The sequence below is a fragment of the Bradyrhizobium sp. NDS-1 genome, assembly GCF_032918005.1.
Lineage (GTDB): Bacteria > Pseudomonadota > Alphaproteobacteria > Rhizobiales > Xanthobacteraceae > Bradyrhizobium > Bradyrhizobium tunisiense.
The window spans coordinates 538,970-565,649 of sequence record NZ_CP136628.1 but is presented as its reverse complement, the minus strand read 5'-3'; the positions used below and the strand labels follow the sequence as shown (position 1 = coordinate 565,649).

Sequence of the window (26,680 nt, the reverse complement as noted above, 5' to 3'; positions counted from 1 at the left end):
CACAGTCCAGTTCTCGGGGGAGTTGAGATGACACGCAAGATATCCGAACGAAAAATCAGTCGGCTGGTTTTGCTCGCCGGCTTTGGCTTGGCTGTGACGATGTTCGGGTCTGCGTCTGTTCCAGCCTACGCCGACGAAAGCGGAGTTTCATACTGGCTCCCCGGCCGGTTCAGCAGCCTCGCAGCCACGCCGCAGGTGCCCGGATGGTCCATGGCGGAGGTCTACTATCACACGTCGGTCTCGGCCTTCGGTGCCGCGGCCGCAGCCAGAGAGATTCAGATCGGCAGATTTCCGGTGGCGGTGAACGCCAATCTGAATCTGCATCTGAATGCGCAGGCCGACCTGGTGCTGCTCAATCCTACCTACACGTTCGCCACGCCGGTGCTAGGTGGGCAACTGGCGATCGGCATGACGGGCATATTCGGCCGAGCAAGCACCAGTCTGGACGGGACTCTCACCACAGCAATTGGTCCGCTGGTCACAACCCGCACAGGAAGCATCTCGGATTCACTTGCATCGGTCGGAGACCTGTATCCGCAAGCGACCCTGAAATGGAATGCCGGCGTACATAATTTCATGACCTACGTCACTGGAGACATTCCAGTTGGGGCCTACGATTCCAGCCGCCTCTCCAACCTCGGCATCGGTCATGGTGCTATCGATGGTGGCGGCGGCTACACCTATTTCAATCCGGCTACCGGCCACGAATTTTCCGCCGTTGGCGGGTTGACTTACAACTTCAAGAACCAGGACACCCAATATCAGAACGGGGTCGATTTCCACGTCGATTGGGGCGCATCCCAGTTCCTTTCAAAGCAGGTCTTTGTCGGCCTTGTCGGATATGCGTACCAACAGATCACCGACGATTCCGGCCAGCATCCGATCCTCGGCGGCTTCCGCTCTCGTGTCCTCGCGATCGGTCCCCAGATCGGGTATCTGTTCCCGGTGGGAGACATGCAGGGCTACCTCAATCTGAAGGGATACGGTGAATTCGCAGCGGAGAACAGGCCGGCGGGCTGGAACACCTGGCTGACGTTCTCGATCTCGCCCATGGCGCCGGTCAGCACTGTGGCCCCCACCCGCCGAATGGTCACAAAATAGGGCAACTCACTCGGCGGCTTAGAGCGGTGGGATTAGCCGCCAGCCACATCGATGATTCAGATACTGGACGCGGTGCTTTCCTGGCACTCTGCTGGCCATCGCTCGCTCCGCTAATGCACTACTTGGCTTTCGCAAATTCCTCAACGGCTGGTGCCTTGCGAAGCAACGTTCGGCGGTGGCTCATCAGATATTGCAATCTATGAGCAGCGAGACTGAGAGCGGCCACTTCGGCATTGCCGGTGCCCTCATCGATCGCGTTCCTGGCAAGCTCAACTTTCAGGATGTCGTCAATCTTCTTCTGATGTCCTGCAGTTCGGGCTCGCTCTCAGCGTTTCTGATCTCATGGCCGAGTTCGTACAGCGGTTCAAGCATGCTCTTGCATGCGACGTCCGAGCCGGCAAAGCGCCATGCTGCTACGACGATCGAGATCAGGGAGCCAAGCAACAGCGATACGTAATAGAGCTTGTCATCATATGTATCGAGAAAACTTTGCTGGCTGCCGTTGTAATAGGTTGCGGCTCCCGGATGGATCGGGATTAACGCATCGGCATCCGTGCTGGGTGCGCCGGCTTGAGCCAAGATCGGATATTGCGACAGCAGATCCCTGCGCACGTCAACCAGTGATTGCGTCAGATCTGTGATTGTGTCGGCATCGACCGACTTGTTGGCGACAAGGTAGAAAGAGACCCGCAGCGACGTGAGATCATCTGACGGCACCGGCGGAGCTCCGCGTAAAGTTCCCTTTGGAATATCGTAGCTCTCATAATATTGCGCGACGTTGGCGACCGCTCCGGCCGATGCGATTTCGATGATCTTCGGAGCCGATGCCTTCCCACCGTTCTGCTGAAACATTTCCCGGGCTTTCGCCAGGTACTTCTCAGTAAGGGGAACAACAGCAAGCAGGGCATGGACCTTTCCCGACGACAGCGCGGCCGCGGCCTCCGCGATGGCAACATCCTGGAAGCTCACCTTGGCCCGATCGAACTGATAGACTTGCTTCAGTGCTTCGACGACTACCCGATTAACGTCTCCTCCGATGACGCCGATGGCTATGCTGCGTAGATCGCCCAGGCTGTCGGCGCTCGCAGTCGACGGAGCCATGATCAGAACCACGCCGTGGGTCAGGAGAAGCACGCTTCGCGTGTCCGAAAGACCGCCGGTATCGCCAGGAACCACGGCAAGATCGGCCCTGCCCCCGGCCAGCATCGCGGAAGCTCCCGCGGACGTGCCCGCATTGACAACTTTCAGCCTGACATGGGCGCCCGATGCCGTCAGCCGGGCCGAGATCGCTAAGATGAGCAATTGGGCTTCACCGTCAGACGATCCCGTGGCGACCGTTAGAAAGATGGGCTTGCTAAAATGACGATAAACGAGCCAGCCGCCGCCAATGATGGCAGCAGTTGCAATCCCGACAACGACTATCCGGAGCCATCGCGGCAAGTTGGTGACGAGATTCGTCATAGCATGCCCCGCGCGACCGACGCCTCTTACGAGAGGCTGACAGGCCTCAAGCACAACCAGCTGCGGCCACACCCTTCATACGAACACGCAGGACTATTCGTCTATGCAGAATCGGTCCGTCAGAGAGATGCACTTCCGTTCGGAGGATTTCCCCACGGTTGTTCTCAGGTGTTGGGCCGATCGTCAGCCGCGGCGCTCACGAATTACGGGATGATCGTTTTTGCATAGTCGCCGCAGCCGTGCGCCCGGTAGGCTTGGCGTCAAGTTCCTCAAGCTAGCACAGCAACCCGAATACATTTGAAAAGGGATGTTCACATGTTGACAAAACGCGATCTGCTTCGCTCCGCCGCGATAACTGCGATCACCGTTCCATTGGTGAAGTCTGCCCCCGCGAGTGCGCAGAGCAAGCCCGAGTGGCCCGACATCCGCGAGGCCAAGGCCATCGCCGAAGAAGCCTTTATCTACGGCCTGCCCATCGTGATGAACTACGCGGTCATGTACGAATTCTCCGTGGACACCAAGAACAGCCAGTTCAAGGCGCCGTTCAATCAGATCAAGAACTTGGCGCATGTCGCGACGTACAAGGACACCGCCGTCGTGACTCCCAACAGCGACACGCCGTATTCGACACTGTGGTTCGATCTGCGCGCCGAGCCGATTGTGGTTTCGGTGCCGGCCGTGGAGAAGACTCGTTATTATACAGTGCAGCTAATCGACGGTAACACGTTCAATTTTGGCTATATCGGCAGCCGCGCGACCGGGAGCGACGCCGGAGACTACATGGTCGTCGGGCCGAACTGGCAGGGATCCACTCCGCCCGAAATCAAGAAGGTGTTCCAGTCCTCGACCCAGTTTGTTTTCGCTGCCATTCGTACCCAGCTGTTCAACCCAGAAGACATGCCGAATGTCGAGAAGGTTCAGGCCGGCTACAAGGCCCAACCGCTGTCGACCTATCTCAAACAGCCCGCGCCACCAGCCGCGCCCACGATCGAGTTTCCCAAAGCCGACGCGGAACTCGTGAAGAAGAATTTCTTCGAATATTTGGACTTCGCGCTCCAATTCGCGCCGGCCGGACCGGAAGAACGCACCATTCGCGAGAAGCTCGCGCGCATCGGTGTCGGCGCGGGCAAAACCTTCGCCTTTAAGGATCTTCCGCTCACACATAAACTTGAAATCGGTCTGGGCATGAAGGACGGCGAGGAGAAGGTCGAGAATTATCTTGCGAACGGCAGCAAGAACGTTAACGGCTGGAAAGTCGGGTCGCTCTTCGGCGACCGACTGTTCTATAGCGGCGACTGGCTGAAGCGGGCTGCCGCAGCCAAGGGCGGAATTTATGGCAACGATGCCATAGAGGCCGTCTACCCGCTTACCAGAACGCTTGCCAATGGCGAAGTTCTCGATTGCTCCAAGCACAAATACTCGATCACGTTTGCCGCCGGACAGTATCCTCCCGTCGAAGCCTTCTGGTCGGTGACGATGTATGACGGCAAGACGCAATTGCTGATCGAAAATCCGATCAACCGCTATTTGATCAACTCGCCGATGCTGCCTGACATGAAGAAGAATGCAGATGGCTCTCTCACACTGCATCTCCAAAAAGATTCACCTGGCGCCGACAAGGAGTCCAACTGGTTGCCGGCGCCGAATGGCGAGATCTACCTGGTCATGCGGCTGTATTGGCCAAAGACCGAAGCACCATCGATCTTGCCGCCAGGCTCAGGCACCTGGCAGCCGCCCGGTATCAAGGTGGCGCAGTAATCCATTCCGACCATGAATTATTCCGACCATGCTGATGCTGGCCTCGGATGTTGTGAGGAGAAAACAATGATGCGCACGAACAGACTGCTTTGCGCCACCGTTGCGGTGGCATTGATGGGCTTGGGCGCCGCTTCCGCGCAGACCTACAAGATGACGACGTCGATCGCTCCGGGCGTCGCCACACCGGACAAGGTTGACTCTTCAATCGGGACACTCAATCTAAAGGATGGCTATCCGTCCGCCGAAACGGCCCAGAAGATCTACGACAACCTCGATCGGTCGCGCGCTTTGCAGGCCTATCTGCTGGGCTTCCCGATCGTCAATCAGGTTGGCATGCGCAGGTCATTGCGCGAGTTCGGCCCCGATAACCAGACCAATGTGATCTGGGAGAACCTCGTCGACTCCAAGACAGTGGAATTGACCGCCAACGACAACACCGTCTACAGCTTCATATGGCTCGATACGAGCAAGGGACCGCTGGTGCTCGAGATTCCGCGCAAGGTGCTCGGGCTGATCGACGACATGTGGTACAAATGGGTTGCCGATGTTGGCATCACCGGCGCGGACCGTGGTGAGGGAGGCAAATATCTCATCCTTCCGCCCGGCTACAAGGGTGACGTCCCGGCGGGCTATCACGTCGTGCGTCCGAGCACCTTCGGCAACTGGATGCCGTTCCGTTCGTTCTTGGTCGACGGTTCGCCCAAGCCCGGCGTGGACTCGGTGAAGAAGACGCTGAAGATCTACAATCTCGCCGACGCGGCCAACCCGCCGCCTATGAAATTCGTCAACGCATCAGGTCAACCAGCGACTTTCGTCCCGCCCGCCGATTATCAGTTCTGGTCGTTGTTGAACGAGGCCATCCAGGAAGAACCGAGCGAGGGCTCCGATCCCACGACGCTCGGCCTGTTCGCCTCGATCGGAATCGTGAAGGGAAAATCGTTCAATCCCGACGAGCGGATGAAGAAGATCCTGACGGACGCCGCCAATATCGGCGCCGTTACCGCGCGGACTATCGCCTTCAAGATCCGCGGCGAAGATGCCTTTTTCTATCCGAACAGCGCGTGGCGGCTGCCGTTCTTCGGCGGCTACAAGTTCGAGGTCGCGCCTGGCGTCAGTAATCTCGATGGTGCTGCGTTCTTCTACTTCCTGGCCACCGGCGTTACCCCTGCCATGGCCGAAAAGATGGTCGGCGTGGGCTCGCAATACCCATGGGCAGCCCAGGACTCCAAAGGCAATCCGTTTGACGGCGCTAAAACTTACAAGCTGCATCTGCCGCCGAACATTCCAATTAAAGATTTCTGGTCGGTGATCGTCTACGATACTCAGACCCGCTCGATGCTACAGACTGATGAGCAATTCCCGAGCGTCAGCAGCCAGAACAAAGCTCTCAAGATCAACGCCGACGGTTCGGTCGATGTCTATTTCAGCCCTAAGTCCCCGACGGGAATGGAGAACAACTGGGTGCAGACGATTCCGGACAAGAGCTGGTTCATGATCCTTCGCCTCTACGGTCCGCTGGAACCGTGGTTCAACAAGACCTGGCGGCCCGGCGAGATCGAACTCGTGAATTGAATTTGAGACCGCGTTAGGCTTTTGCCAACGAGGCGTTTGGTTGAGCGGGCCCTCGGTAGTCGCGGCGGCCCGCTGACGCCGAAATGGCTATGGTTAACCCAGGAGTCGAACTGGCCGCCGGCGCTAAGGGTCCAATCTCTATCGCGGAGCGGCTCTATAGTCCCGAAACTGAGGAGCTTTCTAGTGCCTGCTGCAGAGGGTCACTCTCAGCGGCCTGGCACAAAGAGGATTTCATGGCACTGAGATAGTCCTCAGCGCAGGCAACAGAACGAGTGCGATGTCTGCAGATACACCAACCGTCAGTCAGTTATCTCATGTCATTTCTCAGTCGGCAGCGCCGGCGTTCCTTCTTGGAGCGCTGGCCGCCTTCATTTCTGTGCTGATTTCTCGCCTGAACAGGATCATCGATAGAACGATGCTCCTGAACGGCATCGCCGACGAAGATGCAGTCAGATTACGGTTAAAGCTGGATCTTCCGCGCCTAATGCGCCGAGCGGCGATGCTGAACCGCGCAATTTTCTGGGCGGTAATCGGCAGTATCGCCGTGACCGCCCTTGTCATGGTCGCGTTTGCGAGCGCTTTCCTTCAGATACGCCACGAGCACGGCGTGGCTATTCTTTTCATGGTTGCTCTCGCCGCGTTCGCTGTATCGCTCGTTGATTTTGCCCGCGAAGGTGCGAATTGCGCTGAGCGAGCTAGATCATTTCGCCTGATGCCGTGCCGGAGTGCCGCTACGTTTCGCCGTTGAGCGCCAGAGCTCATTGAAAATGCATCAGGGCTTACGAGCCCACTGATCCATCTGAAGACACGTCAGCAAGCTGACATAGCTCGGGGTGCCGCCGACTGCCTCCTGCCCGACGCAGCTCTCCTTTTGCGGCCCCGACATTTTTGACCACAGGGAGCCGAGCTGCCGCCGTGCTTTTTGCTCATCGTTGACGCAGCTCTTGGGCGACTGACCTACACTGAGCCCGGCCGTTGCAGCTAAATCGAGCTTGCAACTGCGGGCAACGTCAAACTTCGGCACGGTGTCGGCCACTGGTATAAGCAGCTGTGAACCCACAATCATCATTGAGATCGAGAATGGCATAATGGCACCCTACCGGTTAGAGGTCGCAAGCTGAACAGCTCCTCCTGCAGCCTGTATTCGGTTTTGGCTTTGGTCTATGCAAAAACCGACAGGTCGACGTTCGTCGTCCAAAAGCAAAGGCGCAGTGAGCCGATTTGCATAGACAACGATCGACAGTTTTCCAGAGAATTTGGGGCCAAGCAGGATGACGCGGACTAGATGCAAGATCGCGCCAATCCGCTCGCCGGCGATCAACATTGCCCCTAACGATTATCCTCAAGGCTCAGTCGTTTACGGCACGTCCGCTCTCATATGCAGCTGACGCCATTCTATATCCGTTGTTATGGAAGAAGCCGGTCATTGGCGACCTCCGGTTCTGATGCACTTAGCGGACTTTCCACATTCAGTGCGGACGTCAGCAATGGGCCAACAGGTGACCTTGCGCGCACACCTATATGCACCTCTCACCACGTCAGGCGGAACCCGCCAGTGCCCTTGTAGCCGTGGTTCTGATCGGCATTGTCGAAACTGGCGCGGTACGTGACCTCGCCGAACACAGCGTAACGACCGTTGGCCCAGCTATAGGTGCCGCCGCCGCCGATGCTGCCCCACAGCCGATTGTTGGCGCTAGCAAACCCCGAGCCTGCGACATCGATGCTGGTGCCGTTGAGGAACTCGTAGTGCAGATTGCCGATCGCGTAGACGTCGGAGCGGACGATGCCCGACGCGTCGTTCCAGGTGCGCTGGTGGTTGACCGAGAGCCCGAGGCGGCCGAGTAGGCTTTCGGCATTGCCAAGCCAAACCTGCGCGCCGAAACGATCGGCAAACGGAGCGAAGTCGACCTTCGAATAGGCGAGCTGTGCCTGCGGTGTCAGCCAGAAGCCGTTGCCGACGCCGAACCGCTTGCCGCTTTCGAGGCTGAAGGCGTAGCCAAAGCCTTCGTTGCCATGGGTCATGCTGCCGGCCAGCGCCGACGACAGATCGGTGCGATAGAACATCGTCTGCGCCTGGCCGTCGACATAGAAGCCGTTGTCGCCGTACCAGGTTGCGGTAGCGCCGACGCCGCTGCCGGACGCGCGAATTGTGCCGTTGCCGAAGAACGAGTTGACGTAAGCCGTGGTCAGACCGTACTGCGCCGTGAGCCCGACGATGAGTCGGCCGTAGGCATTGTCGAGCACAAGGCCGTCGAGCCCGGTCTGCGCCTTCATCTGGTCGGCGTTGTAGGTCGAGCCAGTGGTGTTGGACGGCTGCAAGCTGGTTTGGCCGCCCTCGATGCGGCCCCAGAACGCGGACTGCGTCCAGGACGCATCAGCCTGGGTCGTGTTGACGCCGGCGCGCGCCATCGCCTCGCTGCCCCCCCAGTAGCGGTTGCCGACGCGCTGCTGCAGCGAAGGCGCGTCGTTCATGCCGAGCAGCACCTGCGCGTAGTTCTCGTAAAGGGGAACGCCGGGCTGATAGAGCGGGCCGGCAGGCGCCGAGGGGGGCGGATTGATCAGCGACGAGCGCAGATACCAATCGCCGTCACCGGGACTAGCGATGCCGTTCTTCTGCAACGTATAGGCATAGGCGCCTCCGACCACCGCCTGCTGGCCTTGAAGCACAAAGTTGCCCTGCAGGGCGAACGTGCCGTTCGAGGCGCCGACGACGTCGACGACCTTGATGCCCTCGTTTGTGGGCGCACCGGCGCCGCCGACATTGGTGACCCTGAGCGTGGAACTACCCGAGGTATTTCCCTGAACGACCAGCCGATCGGTCGGCGACGCATCGCCGCCGAGCGCGGCGTTGAGCTGGACCAGGCCACCACTGCCGACATAGTTATTGGCGATGGTGAGGGTCGTTCCCGGCACGCCATTCAGCGCAACGGTGCCGGCGTTGCTCAGTGTCGTCAGCGTATGGTCGTGCCCCGCGAGATCGAGCATGCCGCCTGAGAGCACTGAGAACGCCGAGTTCGGGCTCAGCACATTGGCGCCGCCTGCGCGCAGCGTACCGGCCGACACCGTGGTCGGGCCCGAATAGGTGTTGGCGCCGGTGAGCACGGTGGTGCCGGGCCCGGTCTGATTCACCGCGCCGCCTCCTGATATGGCGGTCGAGAAGACATAATTGGCGTCGGTGTGATTGAAGTTAACGCGTGCCGTTCCGGGTCCGAACACCAGCGTCGCTGCATTGAGCGTACCCGCGCCGGTGGCCGCCTGGCCTTCCGCGCCGCCGATGTTGAGGACGCCGGTTGCTCCGGCGGAGCTTGCCAGCGTCAATGCGCCGCCGACCGTCATTTGTGCGCCATCCGCCAGCGTGACGAACCCTTTGCCGTTGACGGCTCCCATCACCTGATTGCCGGTGACGGAATAGATTGAGCCGACACCAGAAACCAGCAAATTGGCGGTCCCATTCGCCGAGGTGCCGATCGTTGATGTCGCTGCGGTTACCGCGCCGCCATTGAGGACCGACATCGATGCATTGCTCTGGAAATTGAGCGCTCCGGTCACGGTCCAGCTCGATCCCGTCCCCGAGATCAGAACCGACTTTGTGCCGCTCCCGGGGGCGAAGGCTCCGATCGTCCCGCTAGCGCTATGGACGGCACCACCATTCGTGATGTTCAGGAATGCGTTCGTAATCCCATTTTGATGGCCAACCCCGAAGCCGCCGGCGAGGTCCAGCAGCGATCCCCCGCCATCGACATTGACTGTCCCTGTTTGTGCGGCGGGGCCGGCGATAGCGGCCGTGACGTTGGCAGTTGTCCTGACGACGCCTCCGTTCAGGACGTTCAGGGTGGCGTTGCTTCCCGCGCTGACACCACCTACCGCCAGACTCCCGGTCTGCAGGAGCGAGCCGGTGCCGCTGACCGTCGCCGTCGCGCTGGGGCCGTTCAGCCCAGTACTGCTGGTGCCCGTGATCTGGCCGCCATTCAGGAGCTGCAAAGTGCCGGTGCCGGTCACGTTCGTGACGCCGGTGTAGTTGCTGATCCCGGTGAGGGTCTCTATGCCCGCCGAAACCGTCAGGCCGCCGGTGCCTGTGATCGCGCCCGCGAACGTGTCGTTGGCATTGGTCAAGGTCAGAGTCTTGGCGCCGAGATTGACGGTGCCGCTGCCGGCAAGGCTCTGAATGCTTGCGTTCGCTGGTGTCGCCGCGGAAATATCGAACGTGCCGTCGGCGACCACGCGGCTGGAGCTGGCAATTGCGCCGCTGCCGGACAGCGCCAGGGTGCCGGTCTGAATCCAGGTCTGGCCGGAGTAGGTGTTGGCGCCCGTCAGCGTGAGCATGCTTCCGCCGGTCTTAGTGAGCGCGCCGCTACCAGCGAGAACTCCGGAAAGCGTCAGATCAGCGTCGGTCTGGAAGGTGCCGCCACCCGCGTTGAGCGTGACCGGCAGCGCGGTCGTGAAGGCCCCCGTGTTCTGTAGCGTACCACCATCAAAGGCCAGTCCGCCCGTGCCGAGATTGGTCGCGGCGGCCACCGAAAGCGTGCCGGCATTGATGGCCATCACACCGGAAAAATTGGTGCTGTTTGCACCGCTGAGCGTGAGCGTGCCGGCGCCGACCTTGGTGAACGTGCCCGTCCCGCTGAAGGGGGAGGACGCCGTAACGTCAAAGCCTGCCGTGTCGACGGTCAGTCCGCCGGACGCGATATTGAGTTCAGTGCCGGAAAAGCCGCTGACGAAGCTCGTGGTACCTGCTTTGGCGCGGAGCGTGCCGCCGTCGAAATTGACCTGAACCGGGCCGGTGCCGCGGACGAGCGTCTGCGTCTGCAACACGCCGCCGCTTATGACGTTTAATGTGCCCTGGCTCGCAGAATCGCCAACGATCGCGGAGGTTCCAACATCGACCACAGCGTTGTTGCTGATCGTCAATGCGCCAGGACCGCCGTTGCCGATGAAGAGGCGATTGGTGATGGCCCAGGATGAACCAGCCCCGGTGATCGTGGCGGTCCCGTTCGAGCCACCAAACCGCCCGATATAACCGTCCCGCCCGGTTGTAAGTGTGCCACCGCTTGTCACCGACAAAACGCCGGTGGCGTTAGTCTCGCCAACGACGATATCGCCAGCCGTCCTAACCCCGCCACCATTGCTGATGTTCAGCGTGCCAGAGCCGAGCCCGCCTAGATTCCGGCCTAGGATGAGGGAGTTGGCGACGCCATTGATGTTCCATGTCGATCCCGCCCCCGTGACGCTTACGACGGCGACGGACCCCGCGTTCACACCAACAAAGGAGAATCCCGACGGATTGCTTGTCAACGTGCTGCCGTTCTGGATAGTCAGGCTGGCCGATCCGCCGCCGGAGCTGACAAACATTGTGCCGCTCGTGCCTGTAGCGGCGCCTGAGACACCCAGGATGGTGGGATTCGGTGCCGTCGTATTGATGGTGACGGGGCCGTTCGCAGGCACGCCGCCGGTCCAGTTGGCGGCATTCGTCCAGTCGGTGCTGACGCTGCCGTTCCAGGTCTGCGCTGCCGCCGAGCCTGCGGAGAGGGCCATTAGTGCGGCGGCGGAAACGGTTGCGAGGAGAAGCTGCCGGGTCGTTGTTGCAGTCGCGCCGGGCGCCCGTGCCGACGATATGACGGCCTGAAACCAAGCGATTGCGCCTGGAGTATTCCCAACTTTCAAGTCACCCGCCCCCAGTCACCCGAGCCCGATCACCGTCACATCCATCGACCCGCGGCGCTGTTGTGGCGCGCACGACGGCGGACTCGGACGTGCATCCAAGGTAAGAGATCGCTTTTGATCGTGTCAACGAAACCGAAGTGCATTGAAGGCGGGAACAACCGGAGGTGTGCTCTAGGAGCAACTACCCTGCGCATTAAGAATGCATCAACCATTCAAAGCTGATTGCTCGCCGTCCTTACGCGGTCGCGAGGGATCTCACTGAGGCCGCAAGTCTTCAATGGGTCAAAATCGGTCTTGTCATAGATCGAAATGGACACAAGTACGTCTTCAATCTTCTAGAAGCGGAGGTGGGATTGGGAGGGCTTCGGGCTGAAAATGACCAGCCTCACTAGCTGAGGAGGTCAACATGACCGATATCCCAAGCACCATCCCTGCTGTCTCGAAACACGTTCCTTGGAACAAGGGCAAGGTCGTCGGCGCAAAGCCGCCGCTCCGTCCGAAGCACGTCTGGTCAATCCGAACCAAGCTCCAGGTCGAAGGCCGAATGCGCGATCTGGCGCTGTTAAACGTCGCCATTGATAGCAAGCTGCGCGGCTGCGACGTCGTAGCCTTGAAGGTCGATGACCTTGCGCCAGGCGGATATGCCGCCGACCGCGCGACCGTCCGACAAAAGAAGACCGGCCGGCCGGTCAAATTCGAACTCACGGAATCGACCCGGCAGGCAATCGACGACTACCTGCGGCTTACTGGCAAGAAGTCAGGAGAATACTTGTTCACTGGCCGGCGGCGGAGTGGACATTTGACGACCCGCCAGTACGCCAGACTCCTATCACACTGGATCGTTGATATCGGACTGGACCCGCACTTGTTCGGGACGCATTCCCTTCGCCGGGCCAAGGCGACCTTGATCTATCGCCGAACCGGCAACCTGCGAGCGTACAGCTCCTACTGGGGCATACCAAGATCGAGAGCACCGTCCGATATCTAGGCATCGAGGTCGACGACGCCCTCGCGATAGCAGAACAAGTTGATGTCTGAACTTCGGGGGCGGAGCAGACGTACTCTGCGCTGCCCTCACAGACGGCTACGGGCCACAAGCGGAACGTTATAGATCATCATGATACTTCGCTCGCGAACGGCTCGCTGCGTACGTCAATTAAACTGACATAGATTGGGATTGCCAGAATCTCCCGGCAGTCGTCAGATTTTAGTTGGCAGAAGCGAATCACGCTGGCATGCTCCTGAGACCGGGGCTGGCACGTTCATTTCGCATCTATTTACTACCCGGGGTTCTGCAGCAACGGGAACGCTGCGGCAGGCTTTTCAGTACGCGTTATTTAGACCAACTCATGAACTCCTGAGGCCGCCTTTCGGTGGCCTCTTCCTTTAGAACGCAATCCTTGCGGGGACATTGCAATGGCAAAACCAGCCGTTTCCCGTGATGCTTTTCGTGGACTATTCGCTTTCTACGCGGCGAAAGCTCATCACGATCACAAAGCCGAAGCCGAGGATTGCCTTTTGAGGTTGTTCGGGTCTGCGGAGTACATTCCTGATCGCCTACTGCAGCAATGGTCTGAAAAAGCCGATCTACTCGGCCCAGAAGCCGACGGCAATGTAGTGGAGCCACGCGCCCATGAAATCGCGAGCGGCGGCGCGCGGTACGACCATGCGAGCGATTTTCTCCACTCGCTCCTGAGAGACCTCGGGCGAAAAGTGCAGTGATCAGATGCGCCGTTTCCGATGCTCTTAGACGGGAGCTCTTGCTTGCCTTCAATGGCTCTGATCTAGGATTTCCCGCACCCGCAGCGCGAGCTTTGCCTGCGAGATCGGCTTCTCAAGCAAATTGACGCCTTCATCGAGCCTACCCTGGTGAACGACTGCATTGCGCGAATATCCGGTCATGTACAAGATTTTCAAGCGCGGTCGAATTTGCTGCGCGCGCCTCCCGAGCTCGCGCCCGTTGATGCCCGGCATGACAACGTCGGTTAGAAGAAGATCCACCTTAGACTCGTCCTGCAGGAGAATGGTCAGAGCAACCTGAGCGCTGCGGGCCGTGAGAACGCGGTAGTTAAGTTCTCTTAGGACGTCAGAAATATAGCCGCGCAGATCTTCATCATCCTCGACGACGAGAATTGTCTCGGACAATTCGCTTGCGGCGATTTCTTCGGGTTCAATTGCCTCCTGTCGCGTTTCCCCAGAAAAGCGCGGAAAGTACATCTTGATTGTCGTGCCGAGCCCGACCTCGCTGTAGATCTTGGCGTGGCCGCCAGATTGTTTGACAAAGCCATAGACCTGGCTAAGGCCTAGGCCGGTACCGTGGCCTGGCTCCTTCGTCGTGAAGAAGGGCTCGAATGCGTGCTGTAGAACGTCCAGGGACATCCCGCCGCCGGTATCAGTCACGCAAATGGCCACGTATTGACCGGGCGCCAATTCAGGATTGAGACGACAGTAGTCCTCGTCAGCTGAAATGTTGGCCGCTTCCAAAGTCAGCTTTCCGCCTTCCGTCATTGCGTCGCGGGCATTGATTGCCAGGTTCACGATAGCCGATTCCAGATGATTGGAATCAGCTTCGATCTGCCAGAGCCCAGCACTTCCGACGGTCTCAATCTCGATGCGCTCTCCGAGCGTGCGCTGGAGGAATTCCTGCAGGCCATTGAGGTAGTTGTTCACGTTGATGGGCTTGGGGTCGAGAGCCTGACGTCGCGAGAAGGCCAGCAAGCGGCTTGTCAACGCCGACGCTCTCTGTGCTCCTCGTTTGGCATTGGCCAACGCTCTGTTCAGGTTTGCTGACTGCGTCTTAACTGCGTGCCGCTCAGCGGTCTCAATATTGCCGAGAACGATCATAAGCAGGTTGTTGAAATCGTGCGCGATGCCTCCGCTGAGTTGCCCAACAGCTTCGAGCTTTCGAGATGCGACCAGTTGCTCCTGAACTTTCTGAAGCTCGTCTTCAGTCCGCTTTCGGTCAGTCAGGTCACGGGTGACCTTTGCAAACCCGACGAGGCTGCCAGCTTCGTCCGTGATGCGATCGATGACGACTGATGCCCAGAATCGCGTGCCGTCTTTTCGCATTCGCCAGCCTTCAGCCTCGAACCGGCCTTGCTGTGCGGCTTCGGAGAGCGCTCGCGTCGGCACGCCAGCCGCGAGGTCCTCGGGGGTATAAAACGCGCTGAAATGCCGACCGATGATTTCCGATGGCGCGTAACCCTTGATCCGCTGGGCTCCCGGATTCCAAGTCGTCACGAGGCCAGACGGGTCGAGCTGGAATATCGCGTAGTCGATCACTGCTTCGATGAGCTGGCGATAGCGCCGTTCACTGCTAAGTATTTCCTCGTGGGCCTGCTGGCGCTCAGTAATGTCTCTGGTGACCTTCGCAAATCCGATCAGCTCGCCGGTCTCGTCGCGGATGGCATCAACGATGACGGAAGCCCAGAAGCGGCTCCCATCTTTCCGGACTCGCCATCCCTCGGCGCTGAAGCGACCTTCTCTTGATGCAATACTCAGAGCGCGCTCGGGGAGGCCGTTGGTCCTGTCCTCGGGAGTATAAAAAGACGAGAAAGACTTACCGATGATCTCTTGGGGTGCGTAGCCCTTTAGTCGCTGTGCCCCCGAATTCCAGCTGCGTACCGTCCCATCCACGTCAATGATGTAGATGGCATAATCGACAATCGCATCGATCAGAAGCTGAAGCCGCCGAGTATCGTCAAGGCTGTCTAGTCGCGAGCTTGGGGAGGGCAAGAGGAAGGGCTCCACGGGACACGACGAAGGTAACATTTAACCCTGCGCGTTCGTTTCGGTTCCCTGGAAGCCGGGCGATGCAGGGGCGGCCTGACTCCGCTAAGGGCGGTTATCGGACCGCGGTCCGTGGGGGCTGGACGTCAGCAACGGGCCACAAGCGGAAGTTTACTTGCGGGGAAGAAAGAGGCCGCTCACTGAAGCGACCTTACTGCATCAGAACCACGACTAGGCAGGCGACCACGACTGCCAGCCAGACCAGAGAAAGCCGGTAGTACAGGGTGTGCCGATCCATGGCGTTCATTGAACGTTCGGTGCGGACTAATTCCCTTGAGGTAGGTCAAGGGTCGGTACAAAACGGAAACTTTATAGAGCGGGCCGCTCTTCTTGTCCGGCGGGCAAGAAGCCAACTTGCGAGCTCCATAGCTCAACAAGTCATCGACAAAGCATACTCTATTCGTGCATTCCCTTCGGGCATTCCGCAGGCGTATACATTCGCCGTTCTCAATGTGTTTCCGCGCGGACTAAATTCCTTGCCATCTCAAGGTGAGCACAAAATGAAAACGAGCGTAGCTAACAACTATGTTGGACGGAGAACTGTTGCGATATAATGGAACTCCCGATTTGGTGGGTCCTCCGGTGAAGTTGCTGACTGAGTACATTGAGCGAGCGCTGCAACTGGAAGCGCTGGCAGACGGGGAGACGGACCCCAAGTTTAAGGCTGATTTACTGGAGCAAGCAGCATCCTATCGCAAGCTGGCTGCCAAGCGGGCAAAGCAATATGGGCTCCCGCCTCCCAGCATTCCCGAAAAATTCAATTAGCTCGCTGGCAATGTCAACCCAAAGACAAGCGTGATTCACATTTGTTGTGGCAACGAGTGGCCAATCGGGAAAAATCGCATGCCGGGCTGGCCAAGTTTTCATTTCGGATTTATTGAACCCCGGACAGTATGGGGCCGTTGTCTAAGACAGCGGCCCTTTGCGTTTGACGCAAGGAAACGTTGAACCCTAAGTTCTGTCTTTGCTCAAAATATGTCGTACGCGCGTTAACGCCGATTGCGTCGGCCGTGGGAATGGTGGTCAGCCCTTGCCCCACCCGCTGGGGCCGGTTCAATTTCGTAGCTTCGGTGTGTCTCACTTCGGCGATTGTAGGCCGGGAGAAGTCAGCCAATCAGTGATGTGCGCGCAGGTGTCGGCTAACTTGGCCTTCCTCAGGAGGGCGTCCCGTTCCGCGCCGGCGAGCAGTGCGCTAGCCTCCCCTTTGAGTTTTGCGGCTAGAGCGATCATTCGTTCATCAAGGGACTTTGTTTGCTGCACCTTCCGGCGCTTTGTCATGGCGCTTTCCTCGTGCGGTTAACAACGACTCCACAACGAGAAAGGTAAGTTCAGTTCCCGCGCTGGAACGGGCTTTGCCACTCCCAAATTCAAACTTGGCCACTGACGTCCGCTTCGGGTCACAAGCAGCCCATGCTAGGGCGTACGCCATAGGTCTGCTATTGAGGTAGCACCGGCTCTAACGCTATGCGCGGCCTTTGTGGTTGACGCTGCCGCTGCCCTCCTTGGGTGTTTGCATCCAGCAGTTCGATCGCTACATCGCGGTCGGCCCTTCTTCGTTTCACGGGTCCCTCTGGCTTCCAAACGACCGCGGGTAATTCGCACCCCTCGGTCTCGCTAGCTGGAGCACTCCAAAAGTTAGGTTGACACGGTTGACAAGGTTGACACCGGTTGACACCGAACCTGCCCGACGCTTCCGACACTTCGGTGTCCTGAGCTAGTCCTTCCTGCGCGCGCGGGCGCGCGCTTAGGGAGTTATGTGCAAAGAAGTGTCGAAAGTGTCGAAACTGTCGGGAAGCCTTACTTTTGTCGGGCTTTTTTAGCCCCGACACTTCCTGAACCCTCGCATTCCCCGACACTTTCAACTGTCGTTTTCTGGCTCATCTACCTCCAAATCGTCCTCAGCCGAGGCGCCAACCGCGAAGTCACCGACTGACTTGGTGGCCACGATCTCTTTCCAATAGCGCTCCTCCCCTCGGGATTGCTCGTAGTCTCGCTCCTTCATCGCACTGGTGAGGCTCTTCTTCGTCCACGGGCGCTCGCCGTTCCTCCTGCTCCAAACTACAAACAGGTTATGGAGCTCCGCATTGGACAGACGCTGCCCCTCCGCCCGCATAGTGCATTCTTGGAGGAAGCGACCGAGAACGTCGCTATCACTGCGGTACTCCTCCGTCGTCTCCTTAATCTCATCGGGGACAAGAAGGCCGCGGTCTATCCAATCGCGCAGCCCATCGAGCAATCGGTTTAAGATGCCCGAAGCCTCGGCCTTGAGCTTCGTCGACAGCTGCCTATCAACATCTTGCTCGGGAACCGTAATGGCCCACCGAACCATGATCAGACGGCGCCACGTCCCCTGAGACGCCTCACCACCGTCCACCTTCGGCCGGTAGTTGCCCGACATCGTCAACTTGAACTGCGGCTTGAAGCTGAAAAAGCCCTTGTTCAGCTCGCGGGCTTGGATGGTATCGCCACCCGTCAGCAGCTTCACATGGCTTTCCGACAAACGCGCGTTGCGCGCCGGCTCGTCAGTATGAACGAACCTGATCCCCGGCAGGAGCGCGAGATCCGGCGTCGCCTGGCCTCCACTCCGTCCCCTGCCATTGTCCATGAAGGTTTCAACAGCAAGCGAGCACGCGTAGTCGCCATAAATCGACGCCCACGCCTCCACCAACGTCGTCTTACCGTTGCGTCCCTTTCCCCAGAAGAACAGCAGTTTCTGTTCTGACGTGTCGCCGGTCAGCCCGAGTCCAGCCCATTGGTGCAGGAACCGCTGCACTTTAGATGAGGGCTGAACCTTCTTCAGGAAAGCGTCGTAGACCGGGCACGTCGCGCCTGCCTCGTATTCGGCATCGATGACCTTCGTGATCAGATCAGCGGGATCATGAGGATAAAAGCTGATCGGATCCTCGTCTGCGCAGTTCCGATTGACCTTAAGAGTCCCGTTCTTTGTGTTGATCTTCATGGGATCAGCATCGAGCCGCGCCTGGTCGACCGCCATCATCGGTGCGGCCTGCTTGCGCAATGCGGTCAAATGCCGATCGTTTTCTGTTTCTCTGCCCCAATCCCTCAACTTGTCGGACAGCCTGATTTCGCGCTCGCATTTGGCGCCGGGAGATCGAACTTCAACGACTGCATCTTCATCGCTCCCGCAAAGCGCATCCGCCTCGCGCTGGATGGATCGCGCGACGTACTGAGCCGCAATTCGCGCCGAGTCCTCCGCACCGTTCATCGTCCAGCGGCAGCCGTCCCACTGAAACCAGCCGCGCGTCGGCACCGCCATGAGCCGATCCTGCAACCGGCGGGCAAAGCGTTCGGCATTACCCAGGTCCGTCAGGGGACACTGAGCCAGTTCTCTGTCGAGCTGGATTTGATGATCCTCATCCAATCCAAGGCGCTCAAGGATAGAGGCGGCGATTTTTGGTGCAGTCGGCGCGACGTGGGCAACCGGCTCAGCAAGACGGCTCTTGGCTGCGCGCATCGGAACGGACCTCGGCTCCGCGAGACCGCGGGCAAAGCCGGAGGCGATCGTTGTTTTTGACTTTTGAAAGTTTGGCCACTGCCCCGCGACCGCCTCAAGGGAAGAGCGGGCGACTATTTCGTCGAGATTGCCCGAGGCTACAAGTTGCGCCAGCTTTATGGAGCTATGAAACAGCGTGTCATTGCGGGTCCCATCCACCGCGCCGCGCAACGCGCGGATTTCATCGGCAAGGGCCTTCAGACCGTAGGCCTCTTTTGACGATGCCCTGGCGCTGGTCTGGGGCAAACTATCGCGACGAGCTGTTGCCGCCAAGAAGCGCAGGAGTTCGTCGGAAGCGCAGGCCTCGGCAGCATCCTCCTCGCCCTGCCAAATATAGCCGGCGCCGTCTGACCGAAGTGAAGGAGGGACGATAACATATCCGCCATCCCCTCTCACATCGATGCGTTTTAAGATGCCAGCACGATTGCGCGGCATCGCCCCGCCGCCCTCGGGCAATCGAAAGTACAGATGCAAACCGCCGCGCGGGGTGCGGCAGACCCGTGTCAGCGGCAGTGGGCAGCCAAGCGTCGCTTCCAGGCGGCCGAGGATTTCCGCCGCGTCATAAACCTCGCCTGTCTTGCTATCCGTTCCGGCGTCGATATCGACCACGAAGGCGGCAATGGGCGCCCCAGTCGGCACCCCGATCATCGCGTTAGGATATTTTCGCCACCAAGCTTCGATCTGCGCCTCGTCTTTGGTCGCCTTCTTGAGACCCCCAGACCCTGGGATGGCTTTGCCGGTGGCCGGATCAGCGTCTCCCTTGACGAGCGGCTGCTTAGTCTCGGGATGACACGGGAAGACCGGCCAACCCTTGGCAGCGTACGCCAGCGCCGCGGCCTTCATGCCGCCAGGTTTCCCGGCCCGCTTCCGTTCCCGGCTATTCATCGTGCTTCCTTCCACCTCGAAAACGAGGTCGAAGAAGGCCGTTAACCGGATGATTTTAGCACGCGGCCTACTTGCCGGTTTTTTGAGGAGGTAGGCCTTTTTGACCGAGGGCTGGGACGAGCTTCCTTTCGTGCAGCTCCATCTGCCTCTTCGCTTTCCTTTGGCGCCTTTCGAGATCGTCCCTGGTTGGGTCGCTTTGGTCGCCGGGATCGAGCATCAGCTCAATGCTCCAATACTCCGCCTTGGCACGGCTATAACCGTGCAGCGCGCTAATCAGCTCTCGCAGCTTATAACCGAGCGCCATCTTATCTTCGTCATGCTCGCCGGTCGCAAACTCAAAGACCTTGTGTACGAAGCAAAAAAACGGCGAGCCGTCCGACGAGCTCGCGCTTCCCGGGTGATAGGCATCGAACACGTCGAACGCCTCTCGGATGAACCTGTTCTTCACGGGGCCGAGGAAACGGTCTTCATAATTTTGAGCGCCGCCGCGGTCAGCGATCTGACCGTCGCCGAACACCTTTTGCAGCTTGCCGACGACCTCGTCCATCTGGTCGGCTATGCGCGAGGCTAGTCCAACGAATTCACCGGCATTTCCGTCTTCGTAGGAAGGCAACCAGCGAGGCTCGACACCATCGCCATAAACTTCGGAAGGCGTTCGAAGATGGAAGCGGGACCATCCCCCGAGAGAGACAATCGCCGAATTGGCTTCGCGAAGAAGATCTCGGGCTCGGCCGAGTTCGGCGACGACGTCCTTGACCCTTGGTGCCTGACGAGCCCGATACAGCGCACTATTGAGGTCCTCCGCCAAGCTATGGACTTCCGCAGAAGCCAAAAGGCGGGGATCCTGTGCCGCAATTGCCTCTCGTGCATCCGCTGGCGCATGCGCCTCCAGCCTGCGCTTAAAGGGCGCCAGTAAAGCTACCGCTCCTTCAAACGCATGTTGAGGGCCTTTCGGCTCGATTTCTGCTTTAGGTCCTGGCGCAAAGTGATGGTTAGACATGTTCGTCCGCAGACCCTGAATCGGTTTCTGTGAACCTAACCCAGAACGGGGGAGGTTGACCGCCGGACAACCTCCCGAATCATCTGCAAACAGCGTGGATGATCACAGGATCTCCACACATTCCTTCCGCCGACGACCGAATTGCCGAAATCGCCGAGCTTTTGGCGCTCGGCCTCAGCCGGATCCAGGCCCGAAAGGCAAGCGGATTTTCCGACCACACGGGAGATGTTTCACTCGACATCTCGCCTGACCAGAGCGGACATGCCGCGCCTTTGGAAGGGAGAACGGCAGATGGCTAGCGGCGGCGTTTTGGCGCAGATTTCGGCTCTTAAGAGTGCCCCGGTGGGCACGCTGAAGGCGCGCTGGCGCGAGCTGTTCGGCTCCGAGCCGCCTCCCTACAACCGCCGCTTTCTCGAAAGCCGGCTGGCGTACCGTATCCAGGAGCTGGCGTATGGTGGACTGTCCACCGACACCGTCCGGCGGCTGGAAGCCTTGGCGGCCGACCTGCCGACCAAGGGCAGCAAGCGCATTCGGCACAAAAATTTGGACCGCCCCGTCAGCGGCACCCGCCTCATTCGGGAGTGGAAGGGTGTCGAGCACCGGGTGACGGTCCGCGACGCCGACTTCGAGTACCAAGGCCGGCCGTACAAATCGCTCTCTGCGGTCGCCAGAGCCATTACGGGCACGCGGTGGAATGGCCTGATCTTCTTTGGCCTGAAGAGCCAGCGGGCGTCGGTATGAGCAAGCCGGTTGTCCGCAAGCTGCGGTGTGCGGTTTACACCCGCAAGTCCAGCGAGGAAGGCCTGGACATGGAGTTCAACTCCCTGGAGGCCCAACGAGAGGCGTGCGAGGCTTATGTGGCAAGCCACAAACAGGAAGGCTGGCTTCTCGTTCCTGATCACTATGACGACGGCGGGTTCTCCGGCGGCACGCTGGAGCGCCCTGCCCTCAAGCGCCTGCTGGCGGACACCGAGGCGGGCAAGGTCGACATCGTCGTGGTCTACAAGATCGATCGGCTGTCACGGTCATTGATGGACTTTGCGAAGCTGGTGGAGGCGTTTGACCGACGCACCGTCACCTTTGTCTCGGTCACCCAGGCCTTCAACACCACAACTTCGATGGGCCGGCTCACACTCAACATCTTGCTGTCCTTTGCCCAGTTCGAGCGCGAGGTCACCGGCGAGCGCATCCGCGACAAGTTCGCGGCTTCTCGCAAGAAGGGCATGTGGATGGGCGGTTGGGCCCCATTCGGCTACGAGGTCAAAAACCGCAAGTTGGTGATCAATGACCAGGACGCGGAGACCGTCCGTTGGATCTTCCGCAGGTTCGTGACCCTGGGGTCAGCCACCCTTCTCGCCCGAGAGCTCAAGCAAAAAGACGTCCGAAACCGCTATGGCCAAGCCATCGACAAGGGCGTGATTTACAAGATGCTCAACAACCAAACTTACATTGGAGACGCGGTGCATAAGGGCACCGCGTACCCTGGCGAGCACCATGCGATCATCGAACGCAAGCTTTGGGACCAGGTGCACTCCATCCTGCAGGAAAGCCCTCGTAAGCGAGCCGCAAAGCACCGGGCGCAGACCCCCGCCCTGCTCAAAGGGCTCATTTTTGATTCCGCTGGCGTGGCAATGTCTCCCACCCATACTCGGCGTCGAGGCAAACTGTACCGCTACTACGTCAGCCAGCAGACCCTCAAAGGCGCGGCGGCGTCGAGCGCGGCATTTCGCGTCCCCGCAGGGGAGATTGAGGAGATGGTCGTCGACCAGGTCCGGCGCGTACTCTCCTCTCCTGAGCTGATAGTGGCGACCTGGAAGAAGATGCGCACCCACGTGTCCGGGACCACCGAGCGATGGGTCCGCGATGCCCTTATCGACTTTGACCAAGTCTGGAGCGAGTTATTCCCCGCCGAGCAATCCCGCATCCTGCAGCTCATTGCGGCTAAGGTAGTCGTCGCCTCTGCAAAGGTTGATATGCACCTTCGGGTGGACGGCTTCGCTTCGCTGATCGCGGATCTGAAGGGCAAAGGGACGATCGCGGAGGTGGCCGCGTGACCACCAATCCCAAACAGAATGTTCGACTCAGCCGTGATGGACGTGAGTTGGTTGTAAGCATCCCGGTCGATTTCCGGCAGAGCGGCGGGAGAAAGCAAATTGTAGTCCCTGCCGGCGTGGAGGTCTGGACCGCTCCTCGATCACGACCAAGCAACAGCCTAATTACCGCTCTCGCGAAAGCGCATCGATGGCGCCGGCTCATCGAGACTGGATGCTATTCTTCCGCGGCAGAACTTTCAAAACGTGAAGCAGTCAACGAGTCGTACGTCTGCCGTGTGCTTCGCCTTACCTTGCTCGCTCCGGATTTAGTCCAGACTATCTTGGATGGTCGACAAAGCAAGACCCTTGAGCTGAAGTCGGTGTTGAAGCCATTCCCTGCGGACTGGGGCGCGCAACGAACTCACTTCCGTTCGTGAAGTGCGGAGAGCAAGATTGCTCGCAGAGGTGATAGTCACGGGCCTCGGCTCACCGCGAAAAGCTTTTTGTAAGATAATACGTTGGCTACCACGCGGAGCTTGTGCGCTTGCTAAGTACAGTGGGGTGGGTCGGCCTCCCGAGCTCGCCCCAATTCATCAGCATTCATCGCGAACCAGTCTCCCCCGCAATCATAAAATCAGGAGATTTGATTGGCCAACCCAGCAATCTCTCGCGAGATTACTTCGCTCCGGCGCTGCCGCGGATTGGCATCCCAATCGCGCGAAAATCGTCCGGGTCGAGCACCACGTATCTCCGACCGCAGAGAAGCATACCCGGAAATATGCGATTGAATTTGGTCACGGCGCCCTCTTCCAACGACAAGAGGCGTGATCATCGAAACGTACAATCTAGACAACGACCATTCGAATCTCTTTAAGCGCAATTCAACCCTTTGCGGGACCCGAATAATAGGGTTTGAATTCAACGTGATTTGCAAGTGCAGCAGGACGATAAGGACCGCTGCCGGAGGCGCACTGAATGATCTCTGAGAGATTGAAACGCTCCCGAACCGCAGGGTGAACTTTGGCCTCCGGCTGAATGTCGCGAGTTTTCGCTTCCCAATTCTGACTGCTGACTAACTTCTGAAGCCAAGGCCACTTTGGAAGCTTTGCGGCCTGCGAATCGAGCGTGTCTCGCATACCTGCGACCTCGCAGTGCTGGACCCCGTCGGCCGCAGGAAAGATATTTAATGCGGGACCGGTGTCCCCTGTATTCGGCATCTTCCTGCCGCCAACGAAAATTGGACCAGTTAGCAATCCGTTTGGAACGGCGACAGCCTCGCCGCACATCCATTCCAACGCGACGTCCGAGAGGCGGGACTCCGGTTCCGGATAGGAGCCTCCGATGTCCGAGTGGTTGCCCGCGAACCACCATTGGAGAAGCCGCTCATGACCCGGGAAATGCGGAGCGCCCTCGTCGCTGCCGCCCCACGGTACGCGGTCGAAGTCCTTCCGGGTTTCGTCTATCGCGTTCGCTGAGCGAGCAAAAGCGACATGGCGGCTCAGGAGACGATCAAAATTGGCACCTTTCCAAACTGCCTTATGGGATCGCGACTCGCCAGGCTTCGGGTAGTCAGTGATAGTCTTGATGTCAGCCTTGTTCTGCCAGTACCAGAAGAGAGCGAGGGCAGCTCCCACGATGGCGACTTGAGCGACGAAGCCAATTAGCATGAAATTCGTGCCGAGCAACCAAGTGCAAAGAGCGGCCAGCATTACAGCAGGAATGAATCCGGCAATGAATGCGACTACTCCAACTCCTGCGGCGAGTGCAGCCTGAATGATGAAATAGCGTAATCCATTCGCTCCCAACGCCGCGACGGTGTCGAACACGCCGATGAAATAGGGAGCGACGTTCGAGTCGGACCCATCGCCCGAACCGTATTTGAGTTGGAAGCGCTTGGCTAATTCAACTCGTTCATCCTCAAAGTCGGCTCTCGGGTGCCCGGCGCCATGTTCAAGCACCGCATCTACCGCCTCCCAAGCGATATCCTTTGCAGCCTTTCTGTACCGCATCAATGGATCGCTGGGCGTTTTGGTTGGGACACCGCAGAACATCAGCAGATTCGCGAGGCTGCGCACTGTGTAAGCGCCTCGGCTGAAGCCAAACAGAAAGATCCTGTCGCCGTCTTCGTAGTGGTTGATAATGAATTCATAGGAGTCTGCGATGTTGCGCTTGATACCGGCACCAGTGACAGAGCCAAGCATCTTTTGAACGAAGCGCACCGGGGCAGTCAGCGCAGTTGCACCTATGTCGGTTCCGAGACCCGCATCGTAGAATACAACCTGCTTTGACGGATCGATGCCGGTGTCAGCATGGTCGCGCGATATGCGGTACATCTTATAGATGTTGCTTATCCGCTGTTCGGGACGAGCTCCGCCGTCCTGCCCAGTGCCATCCGAGAAGATAACAATGTTCTTCGCCATGCCGACCCCAATTGTGTGATAAGCCGCTAAAGCAACTTGCCGCTAGACGTCGTTCGCCTCAGATAGCTCCGGGCTGTAGTCGCCGGCATCCAACCGCCTCCTGCGCTCGGCTTGCAGCGCGTGCCCATCGTCCAAGAGATACAGCAATTCGATCGCTCCGTGCAGGCGTACACCATGCTTGAACGATGTCGTGGAATGCAGATAAGGCCCAGCGATGCTGTTCAATATCTCGGTAAAGCAACCCAGAGCATCGTTCACCTGCCGAATCTCAACGGCGGGCAACGGCTTTGCCGTAGTGCCGAGAGCTAGGTCAAGATCACGATGAGCTATGTGGCGGTTGCGCCAATCCCGAGCAAATTTCGTCTTGTTCGTTGCATCCAAGCACAGCGCTTCTAGCTTCCTCTTCAACGCCACGTCAGGGATCAGCGCAGGAAGGTTATGCAGCGTCAAATTTGTCCGACCGAAAGATACCGGTCGGTCAGTCAATCGTGCTATGTGCAGCATCAATCCTTCCCATAGGCAGTCTTGCACCATCCGGAAGAAGTGGCCGGTAGATCGGTTCATCAATTCGATTCGACTCTTCTTCGTTCCGTAGAGCTCGATGAACTCCAACCACCTGATGTTCAGTTGAGCGAGTTCCTGCCAAAGTTCGGCATACTGCGTGCCGAGCTCTTCACCCATGACCTTGATGTACTTCTCCTTGGCTTCCGCTGCTGTTTGGTCGACCATTACTTTCCCTCTTTACGCGGCGCCGGCAACGGAGAGATCAGCGCTTCCGTGGACAAGATTAGTTCACGGCCGTACTTCCGGGCTGCGGTCTTGACGCTTTCCTTGGTGACGGCAAATGCGAAATAGGCGGCGTGGATCGCTGCTACGATGAACACGAGCGTCGTGCGGTTCGTGAGGTCAGCCCCCATGTCCAGCGGCACGCGATACCAAAGGAGCCCGGCGCAGATCAGGACTACGATCAGGTTCAGCCCGAGCGCAACCCACTTCAGGCCGAACTGGTTACGGCGAAAGCCGTAGCCGACGTTTTCGCCGAACACCAACGGGAATTTCTTGGCATCACGCGTGTGCGCGCGGAGCCAGGTACCGCACGCCTCATAGAACTCATCAGCCACAGCTTGATTGGCCGCCTCCTGCCGCGACGACGGCACCAGCTGGTTAATCTTGCCGGCAATGAAGGTCCGATAGCGTTCTTTGGTGGCTTGTTCAATCGTGTGATCCGACCGGCGAAACATGGTGACCGATGGCTTGCCGCCCATTTCTGCGTAAATCTTCGGCTCGATAGCTACACCGAGTTTGCGGGCGAAGTCAGCCAGCGCGAACACCAAAACGAAGAGCGTGATGCTCGCAATCACGTTGGACATGTGGACGTGTTGCCACGACACCAGCAAGGCGAGCGCGGCCAGTGCCGGTGCCGCGCCCAGGATGGCGGGAAACAGCCGTGCGCGGAGGGTGTACGCATCGAGGAATTTGAACACCG

The 26,680-nt window shown here is 58.9% G+C and carries 18 protein-coding genes and 2 pseudogenes; 10 read left to right on the top strand and 10 right to left on the bottom strand.

Annotated features, from left to right (window positions below):
- Window positions 1–27 precede the first annotated feature (27 nt).
- Window positions 28–1,101: a transporter gene (locus RX330_RS02620; protein ID WP_410707096.1), complete on the top strand. Its 1,074-nt coding sequence runs from the start codon at window positions 28–30 to the stop codon at window positions 1,099–1,101.
- Window positions 1,102–1,377: 276 nt separating this feature from the next.
- On the opposite strand, the gene RX330_RS02615 is transcribed toward RX330_RS02620, so the two are convergent.
- Entirely contained in the window at window positions 1,378–2,562 is a 1,185-nt protein-coding gene (locus RX330_RS02615) for a TAXI family TRAP transporter solute-binding subunit (protein WP_317241977.1), read from the bottom strand.
- A 315-nt stretch (window positions 2,563–2,877) separates the two neighbouring features.
- On the opposite strand from RX330_RS02615, the gene RX330_RS02610 reads away from it, so the two are divergent.
- From RX330_RS02610 to RX330_RS02600, 3 genes are all read left to right on the top strand, one after another.
- The gene (locus RX330_RS02610; RefSeq protein ID WP_317241976.1) at window positions 2,878–4,320 is read left to right on the top strand and encodes a DUF1254 domain-containing protein; all 1,443 of its coding nucleotides are present in this window, start codon (window positions 2,878–2,880) and stop codon (window positions 4,318–4,320) included.
- A gap of 66 nt (window positions 4,321–4,386) precedes the next feature.
- Window positions 4,387–5,892, top strand: coding sequence for a DUF1254 domain-containing protein (locus tag RX330_RS02605; RefSeq protein WP_317241975.1), 1,506 nt, complete (start codon window positions 4,387–4,389; stop codon window positions 5,890–5,892).
- A gap of 277 nt (window positions 5,893–6,169) precedes the next feature.
- Window positions 6,170–6,640 (top strand): DUF2721 domain-containing protein, encoded by a 471-nt coding sequence (locus RX330_RS02600; protein WP_317241974.1) that lies wholly within the window; start codon window positions 6,170–6,172, stop codon window positions 6,638–6,640.
- Between the two features lie 24 nt (window positions 6,641–6,664).
- Here the strand turns inward: RX330_RS02600 and RX330_RS02595 are convergent, their stop codons facing one another.
- The 3 genes and pseudogenes from RX330_RS02595 to RX330_RS35675 form a co-directional block, all read right to left on the bottom strand.
- Window positions 6,665–6,979: a hypothetical protein gene (locus RX330_RS02595; RefSeq protein WP_317241973.1), complete on the bottom strand. Its 315-nt coding sequence runs from the start codon at window positions 6,977–6,979 to the stop codon at window positions 6,665–6,667.
- A 443-nt stretch (window positions 6,980–7,422) separates the two neighbouring features.
- On the bottom strand, window positions 7,423–10,704 hold the full coding sequence (locus RX330_RS02590; RefSeq protein ID WP_317241972.1) for an autotransporter outer membrane beta-barrel domain-containing protein: 3,282 nt from the start codon (window positions 10,702–10,704) through the stop codon (window positions 7,423–7,425).
- A gap of 126 nt (window positions 10,705–10,830) precedes the next feature.
- Window positions 10,831–11,148, bottom strand: a pseudogene (locus tag RX330_RS35675) (hypothetical protein); the annotation flags it as partial.
- Here RX330_RS35675 and RX330_RS02585 point away from each other — a divergent pair.
- From RX330_RS02585 to RX330_RS02575, 3 genes and pseudogenes are all read left to right on the top strand, one after another.
- On the top strand, window positions 11,075–11,515 hold the full coding sequence (locus tag RX330_RS02585; protein ID WP_317241971.1) for a hypothetical protein: 441 nt from the start codon (window positions 11,075–11,077) through the stop codon (window positions 11,513–11,515). The pseudogene RX330_RS35675 and the gene RX330_RS02585 sit on opposite strands and share 74 nt — an antisense overlap.
- A 444-nt stretch (window positions 11,516–11,959) precedes the next feature.
- Window positions 11,960–12,591 (top strand): annotated as a pseudogene (locus RX330_RS02580) (tyrosine-type recombinase/integrase).
- Window positions 12,592–12,969: 378 nt separating this feature from the next.
- Entirely contained in the window at window positions 12,970–13,275 is a 306-nt protein-coding gene (locus RX330_RS02575) for a hypothetical protein (RefSeq protein WP_317241970.1), read from the top strand.
- Window positions 13,276–13,323: 48 nt separating this feature from the next.
- Here RX330_RS02575 and RX330_RS02570 read toward each other — a convergent pair whose 3' ends face one another.
- A complete protein-coding gene (locus tag RX330_RS02570; protein ID WP_317241969.1) occupies window positions 13,324–15,288 on the bottom strand; it encodes a PAS domain S-box protein in 1,965 nt (654 codons plus the stop codon).
- Between the two features lie 636 nt (window positions 15,289–15,924).
- Between RX330_RS02570 and RX330_RS02565 the strand changes: the two genes are divergently transcribed.
- Window positions 15,925–16,107: a hypothetical protein gene (locus RX330_RS02565; RefSeq protein ID WP_317241968.1), complete on the top strand. Its 183-nt coding sequence runs from the start codon at window positions 15,925–15,927 to the stop codon at window positions 16,105–16,107.
- A 1,093-nt stretch (window positions 16,108–17,200) separates the two neighbouring features.
- Here the strand turns inward: RX330_RS02565 and RX330_RS02560 are convergent.
- On the bottom strand, window positions 17,201–19,699 hold the full coding sequence (locus tag RX330_RS02560) for a phage/plasmid primase, P4 family (RefSeq protein ID WP_317241967.1): 2,499 nt from the start codon (window positions 19,697–19,699) through the stop codon (window positions 17,201–17,203).
- Window positions 19,700–19,808: 109 nt separating this feature from the next.
- Entirely contained in the window at window positions 19,809–20,741 is a 933-nt protein-coding gene (locus tag RX330_RS02555) for a hypothetical protein (protein ID WP_317241966.1), read from the bottom strand.
- Between the two features lie 291 nt (window positions 20,742–21,032).
- Here RX330_RS02555 and RX330_RS02550 point away from each other — a divergent pair, with 291 nt between their 5' ends.
- Window positions 21,033–21,482: a DUF2924 domain-containing protein gene (locus tag RX330_RS02550; RefSeq protein WP_317241965.1), complete on the top strand. Its 450-nt coding sequence runs from the start codon at window positions 21,033–21,035 to the stop codon at window positions 21,480–21,482.
- A complete protein-coding gene (locus RX330_RS02545) occupies window positions 21,479–22,795 on the top strand; it encodes a recombinase family protein (RefSeq protein WP_317241964.1) in 1,317 nt (438 codons plus the stop codon). The genes RX330_RS02550 and RX330_RS02545 overlap by 4 nt, the downstream gene beginning before the upstream one ends.
- Before the next feature lie 860 nt (window positions 22,796–23,655).
- On the opposite strand, the gene RX330_RS02540 is transcribed toward RX330_RS02545, so the two are convergent.
- From RX330_RS02540 to RX330_RS02530, 3 genes are read right to left on the bottom strand one after another with little or no spacing between them, the layout of a single operon-like run.
- Window positions 23,656–25,194, bottom strand: coding sequence for a DUF2235 domain-containing protein (locus RX330_RS02540; protein WP_317241963.1), 1,539 nt, complete (start codon window positions 25,192–25,194; stop codon window positions 23,656–23,658).
- A gap of 42 nt (window positions 25,195–25,236) precedes the next feature.
- A complete protein-coding gene (locus RX330_RS02535) occupies window positions 25,237–25,923 on the bottom strand; it encodes a hypothetical protein (protein ID WP_317241962.1) in 687 nt (228 codons plus the stop codon).
- A complete protein-coding gene (locus RX330_RS02530) occupies window positions 25,923–26,678 on the bottom strand; it encodes a hypothetical protein (protein ID WP_317241961.1) in 756 nt (251 codons plus the stop codon). Before RX330_RS02530 ends, RX330_RS02535 begins: the two co-directional genes overlap by 1 nt.
- Window positions 26,679–26,680 lie beyond the last annotated feature (2 nt).

What these genes read in the sequence shown, in the direction of transcription:
- RX330_RS02620 (WP_410707096.1), top strand. Translation starts at nt 28, where the DNA reads ATGACACGCAAGATATCCGAACGAAAAATCAGTCGGCTGGTTTTGCTC.
- RX330_RS02595 (WP_317241973.1), bottom strand. Translation starts at nt 6,979, where the DNA reads ATGCCATTCTCGATCTCAATGATGATTGTGGGTTCACAGCTGCTTATA.
- RX330_RS02560 (WP_317241967.1), bottom strand. Translation starts at nt 19,699, where the DNA reads ATGAAGGCCGCGGCGCTGGCGTACGCTGCCAAGGGTTGGCCGGTCTTC.
- RX330_RS02545 (WP_317241964.1), top strand. Translation starts at nt 21,479, where the DNA reads ATGAGCAAGCCGGTTGTCCGCAAGCTGCGGTGTGCGGTTTACACCCGC.
- RX330_RS02550 (WP_317241965.1), top strand. Translation starts at nt 21,033, where the DNA reads ATGGCTAGCGGCGGCGTTTTGGCGCAGATTTCGGCTCTTAAGAGTGCC.
- RX330_RS02535 (WP_317241962.1), bottom strand. Translation starts at nt 25,923, where the DNA reads ATGGTCGACCAAACAGCAGCGGAAGCCAAGGAGAAGTACATCAAGGTC.
- RX330_RS02575 (WP_317241970.1), top strand. Translation starts at nt 12,970, where the DNA reads ATGGCAAAACCAGCCGTTTCCCGTGATGCTTTTCGTGGACTATTCGCT.
- RX330_RS02605 (WP_317241975.1), top strand. Translation starts at nt 4,387, where the DNA reads ATGATGCGCACGAACAGACTGCTTTGCGCCACCGTTGCGGTGGCATTG.
- RX330_RS02600 (WP_317241974.1), top strand. Translation starts at nt 6,170, where the DNA reads ATGTCTGCAGATACACCAACCGTCAGTCAGTTATCTCATGTCATTTCT.
- RX330_RS02610 (WP_317241976.1), top strand. Translation starts at nt 2,878, where the DNA reads ATGTTGACAAAACGCGATCTGCTTCGCTCCGCCGCGATAACTGCGATC.
- RX330_RS02615 (WP_317241977.1), bottom strand. Translation starts at nt 2,562, where the DNA reads ATGACGAATCTCGTCACCAACTTGCCGCGATGGCTCCGGATAGTCGTT.
- RX330_RS02540 (WP_317241963.1), bottom strand. Translation starts at nt 25,194, where the DNA reads ATGGCGAAGAACATTGTTATCTTCTCGGATGGCACTGGGCAGGACGGC.
- RX330_RS02555 (WP_317241966.1), bottom strand. Translation starts at nt 20,741, where the DNA reads ATGTCTAACCATCACTTTGCGCCAGGACCTAAAGCAGAAATCGAGCCG.